Source organism: Photobacterium rosenbergii (assembly GCF_003026455.1).
In the GTDB taxonomy this organism is placed as follows: Bacteria; Pseudomonadota; Gammaproteobacteria; order Enterobacterales; family Vibrionaceae; genus Photobacterium; species Photobacterium rosenbergii.
Genome location: NZ_PYMB01000003.1, coordinates 354,779 through 378,961 on the forward strand (window position 1 = coordinate 354,779; position 24,183 = coordinate 378,961).

20 protein-coding genes are annotated in these 24,183 nt (G+C 45.8%); 12 read left to right on the forward strand and 8 right to left on the reverse strand.

What is annotated here, in order from left to right; translation table 11 throughout:
• Nucleotides 1-203: 203 nt before the first annotated feature.
• The 4 genes from moeA (at nucleotide 204) to C9J01_RS11500 (ending at nucleotide 4,325) form a co-directional block, all read left to right on the forward strand.
• Nucleotides 204-1,436 carry a molybdopterin molybdotransferase MoeA gene (gene moeA, locus C9J01_RS11485; RefSeq protein ID WP_107298270.1) on the forward strand — a complete coding sequence of 411 codons (1,233 nt, stop codon included), beginning with the start codon at nucleotides 204-206 and terminating at the stop codon, nucleotides 1,434-1,436.
• A 70-nt stretch (nucleotides 1,437-1,506) separates the two neighbouring features.
• Nucleotides 1,507-2,253, forward strand: coding sequence for a molybdopterin-synthase adenylyltransferase MoeB (moeB, locus tag C9J01_RS11490; RefSeq protein ID WP_107298271.1), 747 nt, complete (start codon nucleotides 1,507-1,509; stop codon nucleotides 2,251-2,253).
• A gap of 369 nt (nucleotides 2,254-2,622) precedes the next feature.
• On the forward strand, nucleotides 2,623-3,072 hold the full coding sequence (locus C9J01_RS11495; protein ID WP_201797819.1) for a CC0125/CC1285 family lipoprotein: 450 nt from the start codon (nucleotides 2,623-2,625) through the stop codon (nucleotides 3,070-3,072).
• Nucleotides 3,073-3,668: 596 nt separating this feature from the next.
• Nucleotides 3,669-4,325: a MarC family protein gene (locus tag C9J01_RS11500; protein ID WP_107298273.1), complete on the forward strand. Its 657-nt coding sequence runs from the start codon at nucleotides 3,669-3,671 to the stop codon at nucleotides 4,323-4,325.
• A gap of 36 nt (nucleotides 4,326-4,361) precedes the next feature.
• On the opposite strand, the gene C9J01_RS11505 is transcribed toward C9J01_RS11500, so the two are convergent.
• Complete coding sequence (locus C9J01_RS11505) at nucleotides 4,362-5,129, reverse strand: AraC family transcriptional regulator (RefSeq protein WP_107298274.1); 768 nt, start codon at nucleotides 5,127-5,129, stop codon at nucleotides 4,362-4,364.
• A gap of 105 nt (nucleotides 5,130-5,234) precedes the next feature.
• Between C9J01_RS11505 and C9J01_RS11510 the strand changes: the two genes are divergently transcribed.
• Nucleotides 5,235-6,431: an MFS transporter gene (locus C9J01_RS11510; RefSeq protein WP_107298275.1), complete on the forward strand. Its 1,197-nt coding sequence runs from the start codon at nucleotides 5,235-5,237 to the stop codon at nucleotides 6,429-6,431.
• A gap of 57 nt (nucleotides 6,432-6,488) precedes the next feature.
• Here C9J01_RS11510 and C9J01_RS11515 read toward each other — a convergent pair whose 3' ends face one another.
• The gene (locus C9J01_RS11515; protein WP_107298276.1) at nucleotides 6,489-8,105 is read right to left on the reverse strand and encodes a peptide ABC transporter substrate-binding protein; all 1,617 of its coding nucleotides are present in this window, start codon (nucleotides 8,103-8,105) and stop codon (nucleotides 6,489-6,491) included.
• Nucleotides 8,106-8,247: 142 nt separating this feature from the next.
• Nucleotides 8,248-9,087: a CvfB family protein gene (locus C9J01_RS11520; protein ID WP_107298277.1), complete on the reverse strand. Its 840-nt coding sequence runs from the start codon at nucleotides 9,085-9,087 to the stop codon at nucleotides 8,248-8,250.
• A 300-nt stretch (nucleotides 9,088-9,387) separates the two neighbouring features.
• Here C9J01_RS11520 and C9J01_RS11525 point away from each other — a divergent pair, with 300 nt between their 5' ends.
• From C9J01_RS11525 to C9J01_RS11535, 3 genes are all read left to right on the forward strand, one after another.
• The gene (locus C9J01_RS11525; protein WP_107298278.1) at nucleotides 9,388-10,746 is read left to right on the forward strand and encodes a hypothetical protein; all 1,359 of its coding nucleotides are present in this window, start codon (nucleotides 9,388-9,390) and stop codon (nucleotides 10,744-10,746) included.
• Nucleotides 10,747-10,819: 73 nt separating this feature from the next.
• The gene (locus C9J01_RS11530) at nucleotides 10,820-12,298 is read left to right on the forward strand and encodes a protein adenylyltransferase SelO (protein WP_107298279.1); all 1,479 of its coding nucleotides are present in this window, start codon (nucleotides 10,820-10,822) and stop codon (nucleotides 12,296-12,298) included.
• Between the two features lie 151 nt (nucleotides 12,299-12,449).
• Nucleotides 12,450-13,472 carry an acyltransferase gene (locus C9J01_RS11535; RefSeq protein ID WP_107298280.1) on the forward strand — a complete coding sequence of 341 codons (1,023 nt, stop codon included), beginning with the start codon at nucleotides 12,450-12,452 and terminating at the stop codon, nucleotides 13,470-13,472.
• A 62-nt stretch (nucleotides 13,473-13,534) separates the two neighbouring features.
• Here C9J01_RS11535 and C9J01_RS11540 read toward each other — a convergent pair whose 3' ends face one another.
• A complete protein-coding gene (locus C9J01_RS11540; protein ID WP_107298281.1) occupies nucleotides 13,535-14,416 on the reverse strand; it encodes a putative PEP-binding protein in 882 nt (293 codons plus the stop codon).
• Between the two features lie 448 nt (nucleotides 14,417-14,864).
• Here C9J01_RS11540 and C9J01_RS11545 point away from each other — a divergent pair, with 448 nt between their 5' ends.
• Entirely contained in the window at nucleotides 14,865-15,920 is a 1,056-nt protein-coding gene (locus C9J01_RS11545; protein ID WP_107298282.1) for a 3-deoxy-7-phosphoheptulonate synthase, read from the forward strand.
• A gap of 71 nt (nucleotides 15,921-15,991) precedes the next feature.
• Nucleotides 15,992-16,474: a YajQ family cyclic di-GMP-binding protein gene (locus tag C9J01_RS11550; protein WP_107298283.1), complete on the forward strand. Its 483-nt coding sequence runs from the start codon at nucleotides 15,992-15,994 to the stop codon at nucleotides 16,472-16,474.
• Nucleotides 16,475-16,524: 50 nt separating this feature from the next.
• On the opposite strand, the gene C9J01_RS30025 is transcribed toward C9J01_RS11550, so the two are convergent.
• Nucleotides 16,525-17,019: a prepilin-type N-terminal cleavage/methylation domain-containing protein gene (locus C9J01_RS30025; protein WP_272898718.1), complete on the reverse strand. Its 495-nt coding sequence runs from the start codon at nucleotides 17,017-17,019 to the stop codon at nucleotides 16,525-16,527.
• Between the two features lie 730 nt (nucleotides 17,020-17,749).
• Between C9J01_RS30025 and C9J01_RS11560 the strand changes: the two genes are divergently transcribed.
• Nucleotides 17,750-19,042 carry a serine/threonine transporter gene (locus C9J01_RS11560; protein WP_107298285.1) on the forward strand — a complete coding sequence of 431 codons (1,293 nt, stop codon included), beginning with the start codon at nucleotides 17,750-17,752 and terminating at the stop codon, nucleotides 19,040-19,042.
• A gap of 181 nt (nucleotides 19,043-19,223) precedes the next feature.
• Nucleotides 19,224-20,063: a pirin family protein gene (locus C9J01_RS11565; protein ID WP_107298286.1), complete on the forward strand. Its 840-nt coding sequence runs from the start codon at nucleotides 19,224-19,226 to the stop codon at nucleotides 20,061-20,063.
• Between the two features lie 67 nt (nucleotides 20,064-20,130).
• On the opposite strand, the gene C9J01_RS11570 is transcribed toward C9J01_RS11565, so the two are convergent.
• The 3 genes from C9J01_RS11570 to lpxL all read right to left on the reverse strand — a co-directional run bounded on the left by C9J01_RS11570 (nucleotide 20,131) and on the right by lpxL (nucleotide 23,945).
• Entirely contained in the window at nucleotides 20,131-21,513 is a 1,383-nt protein-coding gene (locus C9J01_RS11570; protein ID WP_107298287.1) for an alanine/glycine:cation symporter family protein, read from the reverse strand.
• 188 nt (nucleotides 21,514-21,701) lie between these two features.
• The gene (locus C9J01_RS11575) at nucleotides 21,702-22,631 is read right to left on the reverse strand and encodes a Kdo(2)-lipid IV(A) acyltransferase (RefSeq protein ID WP_107298288.1); all 930 of its coding nucleotides are present in this window, start codon (nucleotides 22,629-22,631) and stop codon (nucleotides 21,702-21,704) included.
• A gap of 351 nt (nucleotides 22,632-22,982) precedes the next feature.
• Nucleotides 22,983-23,945, reverse strand: coding sequence for an LpxL/LpxP family Kdo(2)-lipid IV(A) lauroyl/palmitoleoyl acyltransferase (lpxL, locus tag C9J01_RS11580; RefSeq protein ID WP_107298289.1), 963 nt, complete (start codon nucleotides 23,943-23,945; stop codon nucleotides 22,983-22,985).
• Nucleotides 23,946-24,183 lie beyond the last annotated feature (238 nt).

A 24,183-nucleotide genomic window follows, 5' to 3' on the forward strand; every position in this document is an offset into this window, starting at 1 on the left:
GCTTAAGGCAAACATCAAGTACTTTAGATACTTATATGTATAAATCGTGCCCAAATACGAGTGCCAGCAAACTTTAAGACGGAAGGATACCCGTAATTGATCAAAATTACACTACAAAACTAGTCAGGTATTAGTGCTAGTGGCCTTTTTTTGTCATAATTACCCCACTAAAACCTATAACGACAATAGACGGATAACCTATTATGGGATGTTGTGACACTCCAGGCTTAATGCCAGTCGAAACCGCACTGACTAAAATTCTTGACCAAGTTGAACCGCTGAAAGACGTTACCTCAGTTGCTCTTTCGGAGGGAATGGGCTTGGTACTTGCTGAAGATATTTGCTCGCCAATTAACGTACCGCCTTTTGCGAACTCGGCGATGGACGGCTACGCCCTGCGCATTGAAGACTTGGAAAACACCGATACCTTACGTATGGCAGGTAAATCGTTTGCCGGTATCCCTTATGACGGTGTTTGCCAGCCTGGTGAATGTATTCGCATTATGACCGGGGCCCAAATGCCAGAAGGTGCCGATACCGTTATCATGCAAGAAGAAACCGAAGTCGACGGCGACAACATCCGTTTTACGGCTAAAGTTTCTCACGGTGAAAACGTCCGCCCTATTGGTGACGATGTTCACCAAGGGGATGTGGTTGTCGCCAAAGGTAACCGCATTACCGCACGTGAAATGCCCCTGCTAGCTTCACTGGGCATCGCGACCCTGCCGGTATACCGCCGCCCAGTTGTTGCATTTTTCTCTACCGGCGATGAGCTACGTCCTGTTGGCGAGCCTTTGGAAGCTGGTCAGATTTACGACAGCAACCGTTACGGTATCCGCGCACTGCTGGAAAAATTCGGCTGTGACGTTATGGATCTGGGCATTATCCCAGATTCTCCTGAAAAACTCCGTGAAGCATTTGATAAAGCCACCACCGCAGATGTGCTGGTGACCTCCGGCGGTGTTAGCGTGGGTGAAGCGGACTACACCAAAGATATCCTTGATGAACAGGGTGAAATCGGTTTCTGGAAAATTGCAATGAAGCCAGGTAAGCCGTTTGCCTTTGGCACAATCAAAAATACCTGGTTCTGTGGCCTTCCGGGTAACCCTGTCTCTGCGATGGTAACGTTATACCAATTGGTCCAGCCAATGCTTGCCAAACTGTCGGGCCATAGCCAATACCAAGCGCCGCAGCGCCTAAAAGCCAAAGCAACCACGGTATTCAAAAAACGTCCTGGTCGCGCTGATTACCAACGCGGTATCTACCAAATTAACAGTGAAGGCCAAGTTGAGGTCGCGACAACGGGTAACCAAGGTTCAGGCGCATTTAGCTCCATGCACCAAGCAAACTGCTTTGTGGTACTCGAGCAAGAGCGTGGTCGTGTGATGCCGGGTGAAGATGTCACGATCGAACTTTTCAACCACGCCATGTATTAATCAATGATTGTGTCCGCTCTATTCGGCGGACACAACACTCTCAATTTAGAACTCCCTACAGGAATACACAGTGGTAGAACTTACCGACGCAGAAATGCTGCGCTATAACCGCCAGATTATTCTTAAACAATTTGACTTTGACGGACAGGAAGCACTCAAAGCCACTTCCATGCTAATCCTTGGTGCTGGTGGATTGGGCTGCGCATCAACCCAATACCTTGCTGCGGCAGGTGTTGGCAAACTAACGTTGATTGATGACGATAAAGTTGAGGTTTCCAACCTTCAGCGACAGGTTCTGCACAACGACAATACGGTTGGCATGTTGAAAGTTGACTCAGCCAAGCAAGCCCTGCAACTAATCAACCCGAACACCGTTGTTGAGACCGTTGCCAAGCGCCTTGATGACGATGCGCTGAAAGCGCTTATCGAACAGCATGATATGGTGCTGGACTGCTGCGATAACGTAGATACCCGAAACCAGTTAAACCGTTTGTGTTTCGAGACCAAAACACCGTTGATCTCTGGTGCAGCTATCCGTATGGAAGGCCAAATCAGTGTTTATACCTATCAAGACAATGAGCCTTGCTACCAGTGCCTGAGTGCTCTATTCGGCCAGCAAGCCCTGACCTGTGTTGAAGCCGGGATCATGTCTCCGGTAGTTGGCATTGTCGGTGCGGTACAAGCAATGGAAGCCATTAAGGTCGCCGCTAATATGGGGCAACCGTTGACGGGTAAAATCCTAATGCTTGATGCGATGACAATGAACTGGCGCGAAATGAAACTAGGTAAGCAAGCTAGTTGTCAGGTTTGTGGTTAAAACCCAAAAAAAGGAAGCGTCCGCTTCCTTTTTTGCTACTGCACCAAAACATCGAAAATTGGGGTGATCCTGAGCTCGACTCGTCGGTTAATTTTACGCCCTTCCGTTTTCACTTCCGAGCAATTGTAGGCAAAACATCTATCCCCTTTTAAAGTGTTAATTTCTTTCCCTTCTGCTCCACTTCCCCGTACCGGTCGATTACCACCAAGAAAGCTATGACCGCAGACTGTCTCTATCGACCACGTCATCATTCATCAAATGTATGAGTTTGTATGAATCGCCTGTCAGAGCAATGAATAACATTAAATTAATGCTACTATCCCAGAAACATAATGAACAGTGTTTTATAGTGCAAATATAATGAAAAAAATGGGACTAATCGCGTGTGGTTTGAGTGCATTGCTACTGGCTGGTTGTGCAACCCCGTATGATACCGATCGTGACTCTTTTTGGTCATTCGGTAAAGGCTTTGAAGTGACTCCCCTAGCACAAGATACTTGGCAAATCAGCTTCATCGGCAATGAAAACACCGACCGTACCCTAGCGAGAAACTACCTTCTTCACAAAGCAGCAGAACTTGCTCAAGGTGCTGGCTACCCTTACTTCGCTCTTCGTGGTGAGCAGAACTTCCGAGATCAAACAGGCAGCTCCTCTGGTATCGGTTATTCCAGCAGCGACTTCCTATACGGTATCGGCAGCACAATTTCAGAAACCACTGTTATGGTTGAGGTGATCGGCATGAACGAAAAGCCAGCAGAAAGCAGCCTTCCCGTTTACGAGTCTGACTTCATCTTGAAAAATGTTGATGTGAATTCATAATTCACCATTCAAAAAATCAAATTCATGTCATTGTCGGTTCTGTTGCCGGCAATGACCTGTTATGAACAATATTTCATCATACTCGCAAGGTCTCTGACATAAAGATTCAGATAATTTTGTATTAAGTATCGGTAAGAAAGTAGTAATGAATAAATTGTGTAAGGTTGGTATTCAAAACAAAAAATTAAAGCATTGCTAATACTGCACGCTAGAAAAAAGGGGCACCAAGGGATAGTGCCCGCTCCCAAATGGGTAAATTTATTTTAGCTATAACACAAAATATATGTCGACTCTAGGAACGGTCTGTCTTTATTGGAAATTGGCCAACGTCCAACAAAACAGTGTAGCTACCCGTCCTTAACAACAGGATTAATATTACTGCCTCAATGTAGCACGAACAAATTGTACCTATCTATTAATCCAATAGCCCATACCTTCCTTATTTTAATTCTGGGTTACGCCGATGAAGAATAAGTCATGTTGATCTCTGAAATGATAAACCCCTCTCATTTATCACTAAGATTCTTTACCCTCCCAGCATTCAAACTAAGCTTCATTAAAACAACAAGTTAAACTTGAGCTTAGAGGTCTGCCCAATGCACGACATACTGACTGTTAGCGTTACCGTTTTTATGGGTTTCTTCGCCATCATGAACCCTATCGCTAACACCGCTGTATTTATCGGCTTAACCAGTAATCAAACCCACCAGCAGCAAAAGGCGACGGCCTTCAAAGCCCTGTTTACCGCCTTTTGCATTGTTGCGGCTTTCAGTTTGCTCGGAAAAGGGATCTTCCAAGTCTTTGGGATCACCCTGCCGGCACTGCGCATTTCTGGGGGGATTTTAGTGTTCTTGGTGGGTTACCACATGTTACAAGGCAGTAGCTCTTCAATGCACAGTGAACAATCAGAGGGAGACAGCAAAAATACCCCCCCAAGTGAAGGTCAGGATGTGGCGATATCACCACTCGCACTACCAATACTTGCAGGGCCCGGGACCATAGCAACAGCCATGAACTATTCAGCTGCTGGCGGTTTCTTAAGTATTGCTGTCACTATTTCAGCCTTTGCTTTGTTGTGCCTTATCAGTTTAGTTTGCTTTATTTATGGCCAAAAACTGGTGAGCTTGCTTGGAGAGAACGGCATCAGTATTGTTACGCGACTGATGGGATTGATCCTTACCGTGATCGGCATGCAAATGGGCATTCAGGGAATACATGATGCAAGAGAATTACTTAATCAAGTACCCAAATAGCTTTACCCCACGAGCTCTACCCTGTAATCGCTTTCCCTAATCAATGCGCTTGAAATAGTGGCCAGGCGTTGTACCGAAGTGCCTTTTGAACAAGCGGTTGAAGGCACTCAAACTAACGAACCCAACATCAAGCGCGACTGATGTCACTGATTGTCCACTCGCAAGACGCTTCAAGGCTTGAAATAACCTTACCTGATTTCGGTATTCAATAAACGACATGCCCATTTCTTGCCGAAATAAGCGACTTAGCGTGCGGCTACTAATATTCAGACTCTTTGACCAATCGCTGAGTGATTTATTTTCCGCTGGCTGGGCCATAATCGACTCACACACCATAACAAGCCTTTTATCCTTAGTAAGCGGCAAACTCAGTTCTGCTTGATCGGCGATCTTGAGTTGATCTAACAGCACACCTACCAACCTTTCTTTCTCGCCAGTATTTCCTTGCTCAAACCGCCCGGTAGTCATATAAGCAATGATCTCGCCTAGTAAACTCGAGACATTCACCACAGTACTGCTATTAGGAAGATGGGGTGAGCAATGAGGCTTGAGGTAAACATTCCTCATTTCAGCAAGCCCGTACATTTCAACCTTGTGGCTAATCCCTGCTGGTATCCATACCGCCCTTTGCGGCGGGATCACCCACAAGCTTTGCTCAGCCTCAACCACCATCACACCACTACAGGCGTAGACTAACTGGCAATAATCATGGTTATGCCAACCTATGGTATATCCATCCGGATAAGTTTTCGGCACAACCACAACAGGTATGTCCGCTTCTGGGAAAAAGATGTCGCGTTTCATCAACCTTGTGTCTCATATGGGCAATAAGTTGTCATGATATAGGCTATGAGACAAAGCGGTGCTCTGTAAACTGATTTCTATCATTTAACAGCTAGAAGCCGAACCATGCACAAATACCATTTCCAGCTCATGAATTTAGGCCATGCGCTGAACCACTTTTTCATTCTGATTTTTCCAACGGCTATATTAGGGATTCAACAAGACTGGGGAATGTCTTACGACGAATTATTACGACTGGGTAGCTTGGGCATGCTCGCCTATGGGTTAGGTTCATTGCCCAGCGGCTGGTTGGGCGATCGCTGGAGCAAAAGAGCCATGATGCTACTCTTTTTCTTTGGCATGGGGATTGCCGCTATGTTTACCGCGCTCGCACAAACCCCGTTTCAGCTATCGATCGGGGTAATAGCTATTGGCCTGTTTGCTTCTATTTACCATCCCGTCGGCATCGCCTTAGTTTTCGCTACCACCGAAAAGACAGGCCGGGCAATTGCCGTCAATGGTCTGGCAGGTAATATTGGGCTTGCCTGCGCAACTGCAGTGACAGCTTTCCTGACCCAAACCATTAACTGGCAATCATCTTTTTTTATCCCGGGCATCCTTTGTGTACTCACTGGTATGGTTTATAGCAGAGTGTCAAAGGATGTGTCCTACCAACAGCAGAATAGAAAACAACAATCATCGGTGAGCCAAAACCAACTACTTCGTTTGCTGTTGGCAATTGCTATCATTGCCACATTCGGTGGGCTCGTTTTTCAAACTATCACGGCGGCACTGCCCAAGATCCTGCAAGACACCTTTACCCTGCCACTCAGCCAAATTGGCTTACTCGCGACAGGTATTTTCACACTGGCGGCCTTCGCCCAACTTATCATTGGCGAATTGATCGATCGCGTATCAGCGAAACAACTATTATTTTGCGTGGTAGGCGGCCAAACCTCTTTTCTGTTACTGGCCTCAGTCACATCAGGATGGACGCTTGTACTTTGTTTAACTGGACTCGTTTTCAGCACCTACGCTCAGATCCCTATTAACGACTGGCTCATTGGCAAAAGCACCTCCGATAAATGGCGCTCAACTGTTTATGCTGTGAAATATATGCTGAGCTTCACTACCGGTCCTATAGCCTACTGGTTGATTGCCTATAGCTATTCAACCCCAAGCGAAACTACTAACCATTTCTCTTCCTTGTATTGGCTTTTAGCTGGTGTCATGTGCCTATCGGTGGCAGCAGTTGTATTCATGCCTGGCGAGAAAACGTCCAGTGTAAAGCAAAGTACAAGAAGTGTTGTTCCTAACCGCTAAGCACTAAAAAGCCGGACAATCGTCCGGCTTTATATTCAATGGCAAATTGAAAGCGGCTTACTGCATCAAATATAAGTCGCGGGTGTAACGCGCTTCAGCCGCATTAGTTTTAGAATAGCCACCGACCTTGGTATTCTTCAGCACAGAGCGCGTGTAGTGATACAGCGGAATAGCTGGCATCTCTTCTGAGAAAACCTGCTCTGCCTGCTGGTAATACTTGTTACGCTCATCATTACTTGGCGATTGAATAGCTTTCGCCATTGCCTCGTCATAGGCATCACTCGACCAGCGCGAGTAGTTCATGCCCGTGCTTTCGAAATATGACAAGAAGGTTGATGCTTCATTGTAATCTCCTACCCAAGCATAGCGGGCAACGGTAAAGTCTTTCTGGCCCAGTTTCTGGAGGAAGGTCTTCCACTCTTGGTTAGCCAGATCAACCTTGGCTCCCAATGTCTTGTTCCACATTGATGACATGACAATAGCCAGCTTCTTGTGGGATTCAGACGTGTTATAAACTAGCTCGAAAGAAAGCGGGTTGGATTTGTCATACCCAGCCTCTGCCAGCAACTCTTTGGCTTTCTGGTCACGCTCTTTCTGCTTCAACTCACCCCATGCTTGTTTCGGTGGTACAAACCCGTCAACTGAAGGAGGCGTGACACCATAGGCTGGCACCTGACCCTGCCCAAGGATCACTTTAGTGACAACGTCACGGTCAATCGCATATGCCAGCGCTTTACGAACTCTTGGATCATCAAATGGCGCTTTGCTTACATTGAACAGGTAATAGTAGGTGCCCAGTGAAGGCATGGTCAGCAACTCATCCGGACGCTGTTTCTTGATCGCATTGTATTGCTCTAGCGGGAACGAAGAAGTGATGTGGATTTCACCGGTTCTAAAGCGGTTATATTCAGCCGTCATATCTGCGATAGGCAGGTATGTCACCTTGTTGATCACTGTTTTATCGTTGTTCCAGTATTGCGGGTTTCGCTCTAACACAATACGTTCGTTGAGCGTCCAGTTCGCGAGTTTATAGGCGCTACTGGTGACGATATTTTCAGGTTTAGTCCAAGCGTCACCGTGGGCTTCGATAGCTGGGCGGTAGACCGGGAAGGTTGACTCGTGGACCATCATCTTGACGAAATACGGAACGGGCTTATCGAGAGTGACCTGGAAGGTTTTATCATCAAGCGCTTTTACGCCGAGCTGATCGACCGGCAGTTTGCCTTCATTGATTTTATCGGCATTCAAAATATGTGCGGTGCTGTAATACCACGCATACGGCGCGCCCGTTTTAGGGTCTACCACCCGCTTGAAGCTGTATTCAAAATCGCTGGCGACAATCGGCTCACCGTTTGACCATTTAATGTCATCGCGCAGATGGAAAGTGAAGACTTTACCGTCCTCTGATTGCTCCCAATGAGTCGCTAAAGCAGGGATGATTTCACCATCCGGGCTTTGAGTAACCAAGCCTTCGAACATATCAGCTATGACACGGGCGCTCGAGGTATCTGAAGAATAAGAAGGATCTAACGTAGGGACTTCATCGCCATTACCACGCACTATCTCCTGAACCTTGGCTAACGACACTTTGGCGGGGACATCTGCTGCCCAGATAGGGCTTGTCGTTAACATAGCGACAGCTGCGGCGATCACTGTTAGCTTACTTCCTTGCATAATCTATCCTTGTGATGTTTGTAATAAAAGGGTTAAACCGCTTTTAACATACACATATATTCACTTGGTTGATATGCTACCGCTCACAAAAAAGCCGGTGACAAACACCGGCTTCTGAATCAATATCGCAACCATTTGCTGGTTAATTATCGTTAAGGCGAATTCCATCTCGTTCGATGACGATAAGGCCTTTCTTGTAAAGGCCACCAATGGTCTTCTTGAACGTTGCTTTACTGGTGCGGAACTCTTTGAAGATCGCATCCGGTGATGACTTATCACTCAGTGGCACGAAACCGCCCTTGCGTTCAAGGGTCGTTAAAATTTTATCGGCCAAGTCATCAACCTTTGCCTTACCCGCTTTTTGTAGCGATAGGTTAATTTTACCATCTGGGCGGATCTCTTTGATGTAGGCTTTTAACTTCTTGCCCGGGAACAACTTACCGAATGATTCGGTCTTGAACAGCAGGCCCCAGTGCTGCTCTTCGATCACGGCTTTGTAACCCAAGTCGGTCGTTTCAGCGATCTGAACCTGCACTTCCTGGCCCACTTTGTAGTTAGCCGGTGTTTTGTCCAAGAAGCGGTTGAATTTGGTAGAGCCAACAATACGGCCTGATGCTTTATCGGTGTAAACACGCACCATGATATCCTGGCCTTCTTCTAGGCGGCGACGTTGCTCACTAAATGGAACGAGCAGATCTTTCTCTAGGCCCCAATCCACAAAAGCACCCACACCACAGATACCCACAACACGTAACAGGGCAAAGTCACCCACTACGGCATAAGGCTGCTTGGTGGTGGCAATAATGTCATCTTCAGAGTCGAAATAAACAAAGACTTCCAGCTTATCCCCCAGCTCAGTGCCAGCAGGAACACAAGCTTTAGGCAATAGGATATTGCCAAAGTCTTCACCACCATCTAGGAAAACGCCAAAATCTACCAGCTTGACGACTTCTAGCGTGTTGTATTGTCCAATTCTAATCATTCTTTCGACACTCTCTGGGTAAATAAAACGGCTTGTTTATCTCACAGCCGATAGCATGCGTTAGTCCGTCATGCCTTCATCGTAACATCAGGCGGCGCATTATACGTGATGTTAACCCAATACGCCTGACCTATCTTTCATTTTTTGCTTACTTTTCACTCTAATAAAGCGCTAAATACCAATTAACTCTGCTATTAACTGACTAATTCATCTAAAATTAATTTTAATTCCAATAGTTAACGCTACATTTACAGCGTTGCATATCCAGTTCCCCCATCCCTTGAGAGGTAATGTAGTAGAGTGATCACAGTTGAAAAAAAAGACGGGCATAAGCTAAAAATCTCCCACGTCATCCCTGAAACAACTAACCGTCAACTGGATCTCTTTATTTTTGTCCCCGGCGAACTGGGCCTCAACAGCAATATCATTGCTGAAGATGAATTTTTCCATAATGCCATTCAGGGCAAACGAACCTATTACAGTGATGTGAACCATTTGCCGCTGGTTCACAGCCGACTTGCCAGCCGTGGCAAGCTCTCGACTGAACAATACCGTTTGAGCTTGAGCCTTTATGCCTATCAGTATGCTCTGGCGCTGGAAAAAACTACCCAGCAGCTTCTTGATGTCAAAGAAGAACGCTCCCGGGAAGAAGTCGAGGAAGTGGCCCAGCTTACCATGCGCATCCTCAAGCGACTTCGCCGAAACATCCCGACGGATAAAAAGCTGCTCAAGTATTACGAGAACGTTGATAATTACCTGTCGTGGTTTACCGAGCAACGGTTGCTTGAACTCGTCGCCCACCTACCTCGTGGCAATGATTACAGCGAGATAAAATCACTACTTTTCGAGGTCTGCGAAAAGGAATCAGAACACCGCAGCAAACACAACTACAACTCCTCCAAGGCAATGGAAGATCCCACGCGGATGTCGAACAAGATGCGCCTATTGCGCCGCTTGATTGAATACCCTGTCACCATGAAGGAAAAAACCAGCGAACTGGGCCAGAATACCCGTAAAATCGTTACTGGCTTTGCAGCGGGTTTCGTGATGATTTTCGTTACCTTGATGCTTATCAAAGCTCGAGGGGTGCTTGGCGATATTACCGCTTCTTTCATTTTGGTACTGTCGGTTATCTATGCCGCCCGTGAAGTTTTCAAGGATGACTTAAAAACCATTCTTTGGCGCTGGGTGCGTAAAGGTAAGCCAAAGTGGCGCAAACAGTTTTTCGATGTGAACTCCAATCAGTTGATTGGCCGACAGCTTGAGTGGATGGAATACTGCGCCTTTAAGGCTCTGGATAAAGAGATCAGAAAGATTCGCAAGCACAAGGTATCCCAGCATGAGGAAACGGTCTTGCATTACAAGAGCACAACCCGGATGTCTCCGACTAAGTTCCTCACGGGTTACGAACAAACCCGTGAATCCATTATGTTGGATCTCCGCACCATCACCCGTTTGATGGAGAAAGGCTCGCAGAAAATCTACCAGCTCAAAGACGGGCAAGTTTCCAAAGAATCAGTAGAGAAGCGCCACCTGATCAACTTGGTAACCCGCGAAAAAGTGGATGACAAGACCATATCGATCCAACGCTGGAAAGTTATCATGAACCGTTCGAAAATTGTCGATATCGAGCCGATTGAAACCTACAACGGGGAATAACCCTACACTCTCTCCGTTGTAAGCCTGCGGACAGTTGATACGCTTAAAGGGAAGCCATTGTGATGATCCCTCTATGAAAAAACTGTCCGAGCTTGTTTTCAGCAACACCTACAGCGCCCTACCAAGCAGCTTTGGGGCATTTATCCAACCGCAGCCGCTTGATGATCCTTTTCTCGTCAGTGTGAACCCACAAGTCAGTGAAATGCTTGAGCTCGATCCCGCTCAGGCAAACACCCAATACTTTGTCGACCTATTTACTGGCAATGATGATCACCCAGCGATGTCGCCTTTCGCCATGAAATATACCGGTCATCAATTCGGCCAATACAACCCCGACATAGGCGACGGGCGGGGCTTGTTGATGGGCGAAGTACAGACCTCAACTGGGCAAAAATGGGATATTCACCTTAAAGGCTCCGGCCTTACCCCCTACTCTCGTCAGGGCGATGGCCGGGCGGTATTACGCTCCAGCATCCGTGAATATTTAGCTAGCGCAGCTATGGCTGGACTCAACATCAAAACCACCCACGCTTTGGCAGTGCTTTCAAGTAATACCCCCGTATATAGAGAAACCGTTGAGCGGGGTGCAACCCTTATCCGTGTCGCAGAGAGCCATTTACGCTTCGGCCATTTTGAGTATTTCTTTTATAGCCAACAGCACGGCGAACTTAAAATGTTGGCCGACTACCTTATCAAACATCATTTCCCTGACATCGACTCACAGCTAGATGATGCAGATCGTTACAACCAGATGTTCAAAAAGATCGTCAACCTGACCGCCGAGATGATTGCCGACTGGCAATCGGTAGGATTTGCTCACGGAGTAATGAATACCGATAACATGTCAGTACTTGGCCTGACGTTTGATTACGGCCCATACGGCTTTCTTGATGACTACCAACCCGGCTTTATCTGTAACCATTCCGACTATTCCGGCCGGTACGCATTCAACCAGCAGCCAACCGTTGCCTTGTGGAACCTTTCTGCCCTTGGTTATGCTTTAACGCCGTTGCTTGCTAAAGAGCAGATAGACCACGCTCTCGAGCAATACCAACCAATCCTGCAAAAGGCCTACAGTGCCAATATGCGCGCTAAACTCGGCCTTAAGGAAAAGCTTAAAGAAGACACAGCGCTATTTTCAGCTATGTTTGATATGCTGAAAACGCAAGGCATCGACTACACCCTCTTCTTTCGTACCTTATCGTCCATTCCGCATTGCGAACTCAAAACTTCGGGCCATTTGTTTGAAGACCTATCCCAAGATATTGGCCCCCTGAAATCATGGCTTTCTTTATATTCAGAACGACTTGAGAAAGAGGCATTGGCGGATAGTGATCGACTTGATCTGATGCGATCCACCAACCCTAAATTTATCTTAAGAAATTACCTTGCCCAACAAGCTATCGAACATGCAGAAAAAGGTGATTTCACAATGATCGAGCAACTGATGGCAGTACTGCAAAGCCCCTTTGATGAGCACCCAGAGTTGTCTCATTTTGCCGAACGTCCGCCAGAATGGGGCAAAAAGTTAGAAATTAGCTGCTCTTCATAGCACTTATTTACTGGCACCCTAGCCGTTGAAACCAAAGTGCTGAGACATAGTTCACGAAACAAATAAACACTCTCCCCAGCTAAACGATACCTATCAATTCCGATAGGTATCTCTGGTAAAGTCGCTCAAAACGTTTTAAGCAGTAGTAACCATGTCAAACAACCGCATTGCCAGTTTCGAAGTCGGTAGGCTTATTGCCCTTCTCGGCGTTATCGCTATCCATAGCCAACTTTTCATGACAGCCCCCTTAATCAACGGTGAACCTTGGTTAGGGTTACTTATCAATCAGCTCAGCCGTTTCGCAGTGCCACTTTTCTTCATCCTGGCCGGATATTTCATCGCACCGAAGCTTGTAGCACTTCCGACAAGTACTCTTAAGCAGTACAGCTTACCGTTACTGAAAGTGTGGCTGGTTTGGAGTGTGATATTTTTCCTCGTACCATTCAACCTACAACTGGCCTTGGAATCAGGCTACCTTGCAGAGCGCAGCGGCTATTGGCAATACCTCCTTTCCCAACCGCTCAATACCCTGTTCGAGGGAAGCTTGGTGCACCTTTGGTATATCCCCGGCTTGGTCTGCGGCCTTTTGGTGATAACCGCTTGTTGCTATAAAAAGAAACTCAACCTGATCTTGCCGGTTGCAATTGCACTTTATCTATTTGGTCTAGCGGCGGGCAGTTACGCACCACTGACTGGTATCGAGTCGCCGCTGTTTACCCGCAACGGACCATTCATGAGTACACTGATGCTGACAATTGGCTTCCTGATCCGGCAGAAAGATTGGCAACTCAGTTTTAGCAAGGCTTTGATGCTTGCCCTTATAGGAATGGGGATGCACTTAGTTGAGGCGCTGTACTTAACGCGATACGACGTGCCGTTCAATATGCATGACTTCTTAACCGGAACACCACTCTGGGCGACGGGTATCTTCTTCATGCTTAAGCAACGCCCACAATTTGGTCAAGCGATGGCAAAACTTAATATCAGCAAGCACGTACTGGGTATTTACCTCATTCACCTGCTGATTATTATCTACCTCATGCGCTTATTACCAATGCTAGGCTTCACAGGCTACGCCAACGACATTCTGCGTTTTGTGCTTACCTGTTTCATTAGTTACGGCCTAATCGCGCTTATTAATAAAACGCCACTTAGAAACTGGCTCCTGAGATAAAAAGAAACCCGGCATACAGGAGAGTATGCCGGGTTATAAATTTAAGTATTTACCCTTCTTTATTACTGCGTGATCACCTTAGACACATTGTGCTCAAGCAACCACAACTGTAAGTTTGGTGCTTTATTGATGTAATGGCTGACCACATCACAGGGTTTATTCGTCGAGGATGCAGCTTTCAGAGCATGATCAATAAGTGCCAAAACCGCTTCATTTTGATCATCATGCAGATATTCGAGAGATGGATGAGTTTGATCCAACCCCAATGCAAACTGAGCCAACTGATCAATATCGACCACAAGCCCGTCAAAGTACTGCAGGAACTTTTCTGCCATTAAAGCATTGGCCGGCAATTCAGCAAGCAAATGAACCCGAAGGCCATTTGCACCACGACACAAGCCTTGTTCAGCAAGTAGATCAATCGCCGTAGCCGATTCACTGAAAGTACGGACAAACGGAATAACCAATTCAATATTCGCCATTCCCTCGGCAATGCGAGCGCGTTTGATAGCCTCGCACTCAAGTTCAAAAGCTTTACGAAACGCTTTATCAGCCCAGCGCGAAACACCTCGCTTACCAATGAGTGGATTAACCTCTTGAGTTTCAAGCTCTGAGCCCAATAATGCCAATCTTTGATGAGAGTCTGCTCCTGCCAAGCGTACCTTCAATGGCTTTTCTCCCGCTTTCTGGGCGGCAGAAATAAGCTTCGCAGCCAATGCAGAGACAAAAAACTCAGCAGGGTTATTGTCTGTCTTTGCCAATAACTGCTGTTGGACATCTTCTGGCAATTCCGCTGGGTATGCGGCCGCGTATGGGTGAATCCCTATTTCTTGTAATAGATCATCTACGGAGACCAAGCCTATATCAGCCTGTAAATTAGAAAACTGGTCAGAAGATTTGAGAATTTCTGAAAACTGTAGACCTGACTGAGCGCTATTTGTCATAAACCACCATAACTGCTTTAACTTGGGTTTTAATCAATCAGGAAGAAAATATAGGGATAGATACGAGCACCAAGGCTTGTGATTCCGTTTGTATATCGACTTCCATTATTACCCATAATGAATGGGTAGATATTCACATAGACCCAACATACTGACTCAATACGCTTGACGCAAGTGGGGAATCAGAAAGTTTTATCGCTTTGATTGATGAAACGCGTTGTCTTATCCGCTTATCCATTTTTCAGCTCTGGCTGTATACCAGCAAGGTATTGCTTTACCCACTGGACAAAATGGCAGCAATCATTGATCTATCTTGAGAAAAGGCGAAGTAAAACAGAAAGCGCTAGAATAAAAATCTAAGTGATATCACAAGTTTGGTTTATTCCTGCCGACTTTTGGGCTATCTTTACGCGTCAATAATTTTTGTTATACCGAGATAGGCAACACTATGCCAATGAAAACAGATGAACTCCGCACCGTTAGCCTTGGGCTTATGCCAACGCCAGCTGCGGTAGAAGCTGCTTACCCAATCACAGATGAAATTGCGGAGCATGTCGCCCACTCTCGTCGTCAAGTTGAAGCGATTCTAACGGGCCAGGACTCCCGTCTTCTTGTTGTCGTTGGTCCTTGCTCTGTCCACGACCCTGATGCAGCCATCGACTATGCAAAACGCCTGCATGCCGTCCAAGAGAAATATAAAGATACGTTATTCATTGTGATGCGTACCTACTTCGAAAAGCCACGTACGGTTGTTGGCTGGAAAGGACTGGTTTCCGACCCTAACCTAGACGGTAGCCTGGACCTAGCCAAAGGCCTTCACACTGCCCGTAAGTTGCTAGTTGATATCAACGCATTGGGCATGCCAACCGCCACTGAATTCTTGGATATGATCACAGGCCAATACTTGGCTGATTTGATCAGTTGGGGCGCAATCGGTGCGCGTACGACCGAATCTCAAATTCACCGTGAAATGGCGTCTGCCCTATCTTGCCCAGTCGGCTTTAAAAACGGCACCGACGGTAACATCAAGATTGCGATTGATGCTATCCGCGCCACTCGTGCGTCACACGTCTTCTGTTCACCAGCGAAAAGCGGTGAAATGACGATTTACCGTACATCAGGTAACCCGCACGGCCACGTGATCCTCCGTGGCGGTAAAATGCCAAACTACCATGCAGAAGATATTCAAGCGTCTTGTGATACTTTGGCATCCTTCGACCTACCGACCCGTTTGGTTGTCGACTTCAGCCACGGTAACTGCCAAAAGCAACATAAACGCCAACTTGATGTCGCTGCCGACATTTGCCAGCAAATTAAATCTGGTAGCCGGTATGTTGCTGGTATTATGGCTGAAAGCTTTATTGTTGAAGGCAACCAGCCAGTTGATACCGACAATTTATGCGCACTAACTTACGGCCAGTCAATTACTGATCCATGCATTAACTGGGACGATACTGTCACCATGCTGGACATGCTTTCTGAAGCTGTAGGCAGCCAACAATAAAACCAATAGCCGGGCCAAAGAAGGCCCTGCTTATATTACAATTACATCAACATACAATTGGGATTACGCACATGCCATCTTTTGACATTGTTTCTGAAGTCGACTTCGTAGAGATCCGAAATGCGGTAGAAAACTCATCTCGTGAACTAGACACTCGTTTTGATTTCCGTGGTGTCGAAGCTAGCTTCAAGCTAGAAAAAGAAGTCGTTAAAATCACAACGGAATCAGATTACCAGCTAAGCCAGTTGGTCACTATCCTTCGTGGTAACCTAGCTAAGCGCCATGTTGATGCGCAATCAATGGATCAGAAAGAGACAACCCGCACAGGTAAGTCTTTTGCTTGTAATGTTGAGTTCAAGCAAGGTGTCGATACTACCGTTGCCAAGAAAATCGTTAAGATGATCAAAGATGAGAAGCTAAAGGTACAAGCTTCTATCCAAGGTGATAAGGTTCGTGTAACCGGTAAGAAGCGCGATGACCTACAAGCAGCTATGGCTTTGGTACGTGGCGCAGAACTGGGCCAATCATTCCAGTTCGACAACTTCCGCGATTAATTCATTAGCCTGAAGTCATACAAAAACCGCCAGCAGGCGGTTTTTGTCTTTTAGCAACCACCGAATTTTCTGAAAATCTTCAAACCATCAGTTTCTGTTTCACTATCTTGGTATTGCATTAATTGTATATAGCACTGATCAGCTTTGAACCTTTCACCATCTCTCTCTTCACCGAAGTAAATAAACGTCCAATCGTCATATTCACTCACTGTTAATCCGTCAATACTCATTGCGCTATGCAAGTGTGTTGGCTTTACGCTTATGTAATTATCTCGTACATAGAGATCGGTACCTGGGATATTTTTCTCTTTTCCCGTACCATCCAAAATCCCTGCCACTTCCGCTTTTGCCATCACAATCTCATTGGCTGCATAAAATGCAGCTTCAAACCCTTTAAGCACCGCAATTCTGGCATCCGCTTGGCTGTTCATGAATTTTGGAGCTGCTGTCAATGCCAACACACCAATAAGTACAATGACAACAACCATTTCTATCAGAGTATACCCCGTCGACAGATATTTATTACTACATTGAATATTATTCAAAACATATTCCACTTGTCACATATGTAATTTAAATGAATTATACTGAATGCTGTTAGTCAATCAATCTTACAGTCAAAAAAATGACGATATAATTCCTTATTACTTAATTTCCACTCTTAAATTAGCCATCATTCAAACTACTCCTTTTTGACTAGTTAAAAATACATCTAAAGCACCTCTCTGATAATTGTACCTACACCACATATCAATCTGGTCAAATAACACACAACCGGCGCTCATGATTACGTTTAATGCCTTTTAACATTAACAATATTTAATACATTTTCACCATCAGACATAAAACCTCATAACTGGATATTTTATGGTTTTAAACAAGTGCACGAATATTGTGCAAACAGACGCCTAAAAGCGAAAAACCATAGTTGTGCTACGGATAATCCCCTATACTTGCCCGCGTCCTATTTAGGGTTCCAATTGTCATTATTAAAGGTTTTAATAAGTTAGAGATTTAGAGCAGTCATTACCAAGTAGCATTGTGCATGCATGGAATTAGCGCTTTTAGACCCAGGACGTCACCATAATCACTTTACCGTTTGAAGTGATTCTCTCCCACAATTCGCTCCTTACTTTGTTCATCTGAACTGCAAATAGTTGTTTGCAAAACTGCTCTTACTCCTTTACTGACGTTCCATCAGTAAAGCAGGGAAGATACACAGAAGAGAACCCTTTGAAGGCTATATAAACTATACCTATAAAGGAGATGTCCATAATGGACACTGTGAAAAACAATACCGTTCATTCTCAATCAACCACAAAAGCCAAGCTTGGCTGGAAAAAAGCCGATACCCTTTGGGTACTTGGTCTTTTCGGTACTGCTGTTGGCGCAGGTACCTTGTTCCTACCAATCAACGCAGGTGTTGGTGGCCTGATCCCACTATTGGTAATGGCTGTACTAGCACTACCAATGACCTACTTTGCACACCGTGGTATGACACGTTTCGTGCTATCAAGCTCCAACCCTGGTGCCGACATCACTGAAGTGGTTGAAGAACACTTCGGGGCCGGTATGGGTAAAGTGATCACCCTACTTTACTTCTTTGCTATCTATCCAATTCTATTGGTGTACAGTGTTGCCCTAACCAATACGGTTGAAAGCTTTATGATCAACCAGCTAGACATAGTTCCACCAGCACGTTGGATCCTTGCTCTGCTACTGATTGTTGGTCTAATGGCGGTAGTTCGCCTAGGTGAAGAACTGATTGTAAAAGCAATGAGTATGCTGGTATTCCCGTTCGTCGCGGTTCTACTAGCTCTTGCTCTATACCTAGTTCCTGAGTGGAACGGTGAGATTTTCAATCATGTTGTGCCTGCTGAAGGTGGTATGACGTCTGTCTTCATGGCGGTATGGTTGATCCTTCCGGTTATGGTCTTCTCATTTAACCACTCACCAGTGATTTCATCATTTGCCGTTGCAATGCAAAAAGAACACGGTGAAAACGCCGAGCCTCAAGCACGCCGTGTACTTCAGCGCGCCCACATCATGATGGTTGTGACTGTGATGTTCTTCGTATTCAGTTGCGTACTTTCCCTGTCTCCGGCTAACCTTGCAGAAGCAAAAGCACAGAACGTATCTATCCTTACGTACCTGTCTAACCACTTCAACACGCCAATGATTGCTTATGCTGCACCTATTGTGGCTATTATCGCGATTACTAAGTCTTTCCTAGGCCACTACCTAGGTGCAAGCGAAGGCTTGAACGGTTTGATTGTAAAAGTTGCACGTGACCAAGGTAAGAAAATGGGTCCTAAAGCACTGAATACTTTCACAGCAGGCTTCATGCTTATTACAACTTGGGCGGTAGCAACTATCAACCCAAGTATCCTGGGTATGATTGAAAGCCTAGGTGGCCCAATCATCGCAATGCTGCTATTCATCATGCCGATGTACGCAATCAAGAAAGTACCGGCAATGCGCAAGTACTCAGGTGCAATCAGCAACGTATTTATCGTTGTTATCGGCCTGATTTCTATCTCAGCGATCTTCTACTCTTTGGCACAGTAAGCCATATAGTCGAACATGCAAAAGGCCATCTCTGGATGGCCTTTTTTTATTCCTGCCCCTAACTCATTCCCCTGCCAATTAAATCCATTCGATTTTTTTAAACATCTTGTTCGCCAATGCCTACTGTTTGTCACGCTAAAGTCTGCTTACACTGAAACCATAAATAAATCAGGAGGCAAACATGGCTATTCGACAAATACAGTCCCTTATTCCCGCCCATCCTTCTTCCGATGGTGACGGCGTTCGTATCCAACGAGTCCATGGCTTTAACAATGCGCAATTTTCGCCTTTTTTGATGATTGATGAATTGAAGTCAGAAAGCGCAGCTGACTATATTGGCGGTTTTCCCCCTCACCCCCACCGCGGCATAGAGACGCTGACATATATGCTTAAAGGCCACTTCCAACACAAGGATCATATGGGTAATGTGGGCGAACTCAATGATGGTGGCGCGCAATGGATGTCTGCTGGGCGCGGGGTGATCCACAGCGAAATGCCAATCATGACAGACGGCGAACTGCACGGCTTTCAGATTTGGATTAACCTACCGGCAGCAAAGAAAATGCAGCCCGCAGATTACCATGACTTCCAGCCAGATGTGATCACTCAGCACCGTCAGGACGATGGTAGCCTTGTGCGCGTTATTGCCGGTGACCTAACCATCAAAGGAACAACTCTTGCTGGTCCACTGCAGCAAACAGGGGTTCCAGTAACCATTGCAGACTGGCAATCAGAGCAAGCCGGTAGCCTTAACAGTTGCCTTAACCCTGATTTTCAGGCCATGCTCTATGTCTACAAGGGCGCAATAAATATTGAAGGGAAAGAGGTAAATGCAGGTAATCTTGCCATACTCGGTAAAGGTGAAGGCTTAGCGATTTCAACAGATAAGCAGGCTGGCGTATTGTTATTATCGGGCCATCCAATAGACGAGCCCATAGTACATTACGGCCCGTTTGTGATGAACAGTATGGATGAAATAGAGCAAGCCATACAAGATTACCAACAAGGTACACTGGTATAAGCTTCATCCACAGATACTAATTGCCGACTTACCTGTATCTTCTGCGTAAGTCGGCATTTATATATGGTTAGTCTGGATCTGAGCCTTTCATTTTCTCTTGAGCAAGCAACTCAAAATATTCCTTAGTCAGCTTGAACACAACTGGGCTCAACAGCAATAACGCTATTAAGTTCGGGATCGCCATCATGGCATTGAGGGTATCTGCAAGTAACCAAATAAATTCTAGCGAACTGGTCGCCCCAATTGGCACCGCAATAATCCATAGCACTCGAAATGGCACGATTGCCTTTACCCCAAACAAATATTGGATACATTTTTCACTATAAAAGCTCCAGCCTAATATGGTAGTAAAGGCAAAAATAGACAGTGCGATGGCAACAACATAATTCCCGATCCCCGGCAATGCAGAAGCAAATGCCGCTGAAGTCAGAGCAGCGCCGGTTTCACCACTGAGCCAACTTCCCGATACAACAATCGCTAAGCCAGTAATACTGCAGACAACAATGGTATCAATGAAGGTACCGAGCATCGCAACTAAACCCTGCGCAACAGGGTTTTTCGTTTGAGCGGCAGCGTGGGCGATAGGCGCACTGCCCAACCCCGCCTCATTGGAAAAAATACCCCTTGCAACACCAAAACGGATGGCGGCCCATACCGCTGCACCAGCAAAACCACCTTGTGCTGCAACCGGCGTAAACGCACTAGTCACGATTAAGCTAAAGGCTGCCGGTATTTCAGAGATATTCATAATCAGAACGATAAGCCCTGATGCGATATAAAACGCCGCCATCAAAGGCACCAACTTACCGGCAACATCAGCAATACGCTTGATCCCGCCCATCAGTACCAGCCCGACTAAAATCATCATCACCAAGCCTGAAATCATTGGTGATATGCCAAAGCTTGATTCAACCGCTGCAGCAACAGAGTTTGACTGTACCGTATTACCAATGCCAAAACCTGCTAAGCCACCAAAAATGGCAAATGCCGTTCCGAGCCATGCCCACTTACTGCTCAAGCCATTTTTGATGTAATACATCGGGCCACCAACATGGTTGCCATTGGCATCCGTCTCACGGTATTTCACTGCGCATACCGCTTCGGCAAACTTGGTCGCCATCCCAACTAATGCCGTGCACCACATCCAAAATAATGCGCCTGGGCCACCCAAGAATATTGCCGTTGCTACCCCGGCAATATTACCGGTACCAATCGTTGCAGAAAGAGAGGTCATCAAGGCATTGAACGGGCTTATCTCCCCTTTGGCTTCCTCTTCTTTTTCAGGGATCCTACCCGTCCAAAGTAACTTAAAGCCGGCTCCAATTTTCGCAATCGGCATTAGCTTCAAGCCAAGAGTAAGATATATACCTACCCCGAGGATAAGTACCAGCATGGGGACACCCCACACAAAGCCATTTATGGCTGAGATAAAATTCGCTAATGACTCCATCCTTACCCTCTCTTTTATAGTTTCATATCAAAAAAACATAGGCGTCCTTGTCTATAACTTCAACATAGAGATGAACAATGTTGCTAAATACAAAAGCTGAAAAGATAAGTAGATACAGCCCTGAACCTAACCTTTAGATATAAAAAAAGCTTCCAGAGGAAGCTTTTTATTCACATCAAATAGCTCTATTAGTCATACAATGATGGTTCACCTTCAGGGCGTGTTTTAAAGCGGCGGTGCAACCACATATATTGCTCAGGCGCTTCCATAATTGAACGCTCAACTGCTTTATTCACATAAGCGGCAGCGGCATCTGGATCGTTGTGAGGGAACGCATCCAACGGTGGGAAAACTTTCAGGGTATAACGACCGGAGTCGGTATTACGCACCATAGCAAACGGAACAACTGCGCAGTGTGAAGCATCAACCAATAGGCTAGTACCCGTGGTTGTACAGGCCTTCTCTACCGCAAACAGAGGCGCGAACGTCGAACGGCGCTTACCATAGTCATGGTCAGGGGCATACCATACCCGCTCGCCTTTACGAAGGGCACGCAGCATACCTTTCACATCTTTACGATCAATCATGTATTTGTTTGAACGGATGCGGCCATTAAACTGGAAAAAGTCAAAACAAGGGTTCTTGTTTGGTCGATAAACACCTACACCTGGCGTTTTCATACCAAAAGCACGAGCGCCAAGCTCTAGGTTCAAGGAGTGAACAGCAACAAGCAATACCCCTTTGCCTTCAGCTTCAAGCTTATGGATGTGCTCCAAGCCTTCATAGGTCACGTGGCGTTCCACTCGAATATCAGGCCAGAACCAAGCCATACCGGTTTCAAACATTGCCAAACCAGTATTATCAATATTCTTCTTCATCAGCACATCACGTTCTTCTTGCGACATGTCTGGAAAACAAAGCTCCAAGTTGCGAGCAATGGTCTTCTTGCGCTTCTTAATAATGCGCATCGCCAAGCGCCCAAGCCCTTGCCCCATTCGAAACTGAATAAAATATGGCAACCAGCTGATGAGGTACATCAAACCAATCATCAGTAATGTTAGCCAATATCGAGGGTGTAAAAGCGATTTAGTAAACGTAGGCGCTGTAAATTTACTCATTAGCGATGATATCCCTTTATTATTTTTATTCCGCACTCACATTATGACTCATTAAAGCATGCCTTAGTGGAAGATCTATTTACGGAAGTTATATCGAACACTGCATTCTATTGCGTGGGGATAGGCTATGCAAGTGGCTGAAGTTTTGTACCGTTAATTTTCAGTATTCATTAAGCCAGTGAGTAGAGATAAGGCGATTGTCGTAGCAAAACTAAGCAACCAATGAGCGGTAATGCATTGATGACTAAAAATATAGCGCAAATATGGATGAAGGGATAAAGAGGAAAGTGGCTTGTTGATTCCAAGCCACTAAGGGTCTACGCCGAGTTTAAGGGTGGTGCTATTGCGACATTATGCTGCGCGGGAGTTCAACTCAGTTCTCGCTTTCTGATATAGAGAAACTTCACCTTCTGGCCGGGTTTTAAAGCGTCGGTGAAGCCACATATACTGACAAGGCGCAGCAAGGATTGATCTCTCAACCGCTTTATTAACAACAATCGCCGCTCGTTCAGGTTCATTACGTGGAAATGCCTCCTGAAGCGGTTCAATCGTAATTACGTAATCACCAGAATTAGACTCACGCACCATTCTAAAGGTCATCACCTCACACCCGCTGCCATCTACCAATAAGCTTGTACCTGTTGTCGTGCAGGCTTGCTCAACGGCAAAAAGTGGAGCAAATGTAGAACGTCGAACACCATAATCATGATCTGGGGCATACCATACACGCTGCCCCGTACTCAGTGCATTGAGCATACCTTTTACATCTTTACGATCGATTAAAGTACGGTTTGAGCGGGCTCGACCTCGATATTGCACAAAGTCAAAACAAGGATTGTTGTTAGGGCGATATATGCCTGTACCAGATTTATGGATACCAAATGCCCGTGCAGCCAACTCTAAGTTTAATGAATGAACAGCAATAAACAGCGCACCTTTACCTTCAGCTTCGAGTTGTTCGATATGCTCCATGCCCTCAATGCGAACGTGGCGTTTCACGCGGGCATCAGACCAGAACCAAGCCATACCAGTTTCAAACAAGGCAAGGCCCGTATTGTCAATATTGGCCTTGATAATTTGCTCCCGTCTCTCCTTTGTCATATCTGGGAAACAAAGTTCGAGATTTCGCTCAATGGTAAAACGCCGCTTCTTCATTATTGTCAAAGCCAATCGGCCAATCCCCTGCCCTAAACGACGCTGAACAACATAAGGCAGCCAACTTAGCAAATACATAACAAGGATTAATAGCAGTGTTGGCCAGTAACGCGGTCCCAACAGTTTCATTGAGAAGCGAGGTGCAGCATATTTGCTCATAAAAAAGGTATCGCCGTAGGTAATTTCAGAAATATTTACCGCCTCTAAATGACGCAGTAAATCGCTGCGAATTCTACCCTTGATAACCTTACAAGCACAGTAAAATTATAAGCTTCAAGCCATTATTTGGCTGCAGCACGCAAAACAATAAGATTCATGAATAATCTGCTGTACTTTAGGGCAATTGAACAATAAAAAGCACAGATAAAAAAAGGGCCAAAATCGACACAATGCAATA

What these genes read in the sequence shown, in the direction of transcription:
- moeA (WP_107298270.1), top strand. Translation starts at nt 204, where the DNA reads ATGGGATGTTGTGACACTCCAGGCTTAATGCCAGTCGAAACCGCACTG.
- C9J01_RS11495 (WP_201797819.1), top strand. Translation starts at nt 2,623, where the DNA reads ATGGGACTAATCGCGTGTGGTTTGAGTGCATTGCTACTGGCTGGTTGT.
- C9J01_RS11500 (WP_107298273.1), top strand. Translation starts at nt 3,669, where the DNA reads ATGCACGACATACTGACTGTTAGCGTTACCGTTTTTATGGGTTTCTTC.
- C9J01_RS11505 (WP_107298274.1), bottom strand. Translation starts at nt 5,129, where the DNA reads ATGAAACGCGACATCTTTTTCCCAGAAGCGGACATACCTGTTGTGGTT.
- C9J01_RS11510 (WP_107298275.1), top strand. Translation starts at nt 5,235, where the DNA reads ATGCACAAATACCATTTCCAGCTCATGAATTTAGGCCATGCGCTGAAC.
- C9J01_RS11515 (WP_107298276.1), bottom strand. Translation starts at nt 8,105, where the DNA reads ATGCAAGGAAGTAAGCTAACAGTGATCGCCGCAGCTGTCGCTATGTTA.
- C9J01_RS11520 (WP_107298277.1), bottom strand. Translation starts at nt 9,087, where the DNA reads ATGATTAGAATTGGACAATACAACACGCTAGAAGTCGTCAAGCTGGTA.
- C9J01_RS11530 (WP_107298279.1), top strand. Translation starts at nt 10,820, where the DNA reads ATGAAAAAACTGTCCGAGCTTGTTTTCAGCAACACCTACAGCGCCCTA.
- C9J01_RS11535 (WP_107298280.1), top strand. Translation starts at nt 12,450, where the DNA reads ATGTCAAACAACCGCATTGCCAGTTTCGAAGTCGGTAGGCTTATTGCC.
- C9J01_RS11540 (WP_107298281.1), bottom strand. Translation starts at nt 14,416, where the DNA reads ATGACAAATAGCGCTCAGTCAGGTCTACAGTTTTCAGAAATTCTCAAA.
- C9J01_RS11545 (WP_107298282.1), top strand. Translation starts at nt 14,865, where the DNA reads ATGCCAATGAAAACAGATGAACTCCGCACCGTTAGCCTTGGGCTTATG.
- C9J01_RS11550 (WP_107298283.1), top strand. Translation starts at nt 15,992, where the DNA reads ATGCCATCTTTTGACATTGTTTCTGAAGTCGACTTCGTAGAGATCCGA.
- C9J01_RS11560 (WP_107298285.1), top strand. Translation starts at nt 17,750, where the DNA reads ATGGACACTGTGAAAAACAATACCGTTCATTCTCAATCAACCACAAAA.
- C9J01_RS11565 (WP_107298286.1), top strand. Translation starts at nt 19,224, where the DNA reads ATGGCTATTCGACAAATACAGTCCCTTATTCCCGCCCATCCTTCTTCC.
- C9J01_RS11570 (WP_107298287.1), bottom strand. Translation starts at nt 21,513, where the DNA reads ATGGAGTCATTAGCGAATTTTATCTCAGCCATAAATGGCTTTGTGTGG.
- C9J01_RS11575 (WP_107298288.1), bottom strand. Translation starts at nt 22,631, where the DNA reads ATGAGTAAATTTACAGCGCCTACGTTTACTAAATCGCTTTTACACCCT.
- lpxL (WP_107298289.1), bottom strand. Translation starts at nt 23,945, where the DNA reads ATGAGCAAATATGCTGCACCTCGCTTCTCAATGAAACTGTTGGGACCG.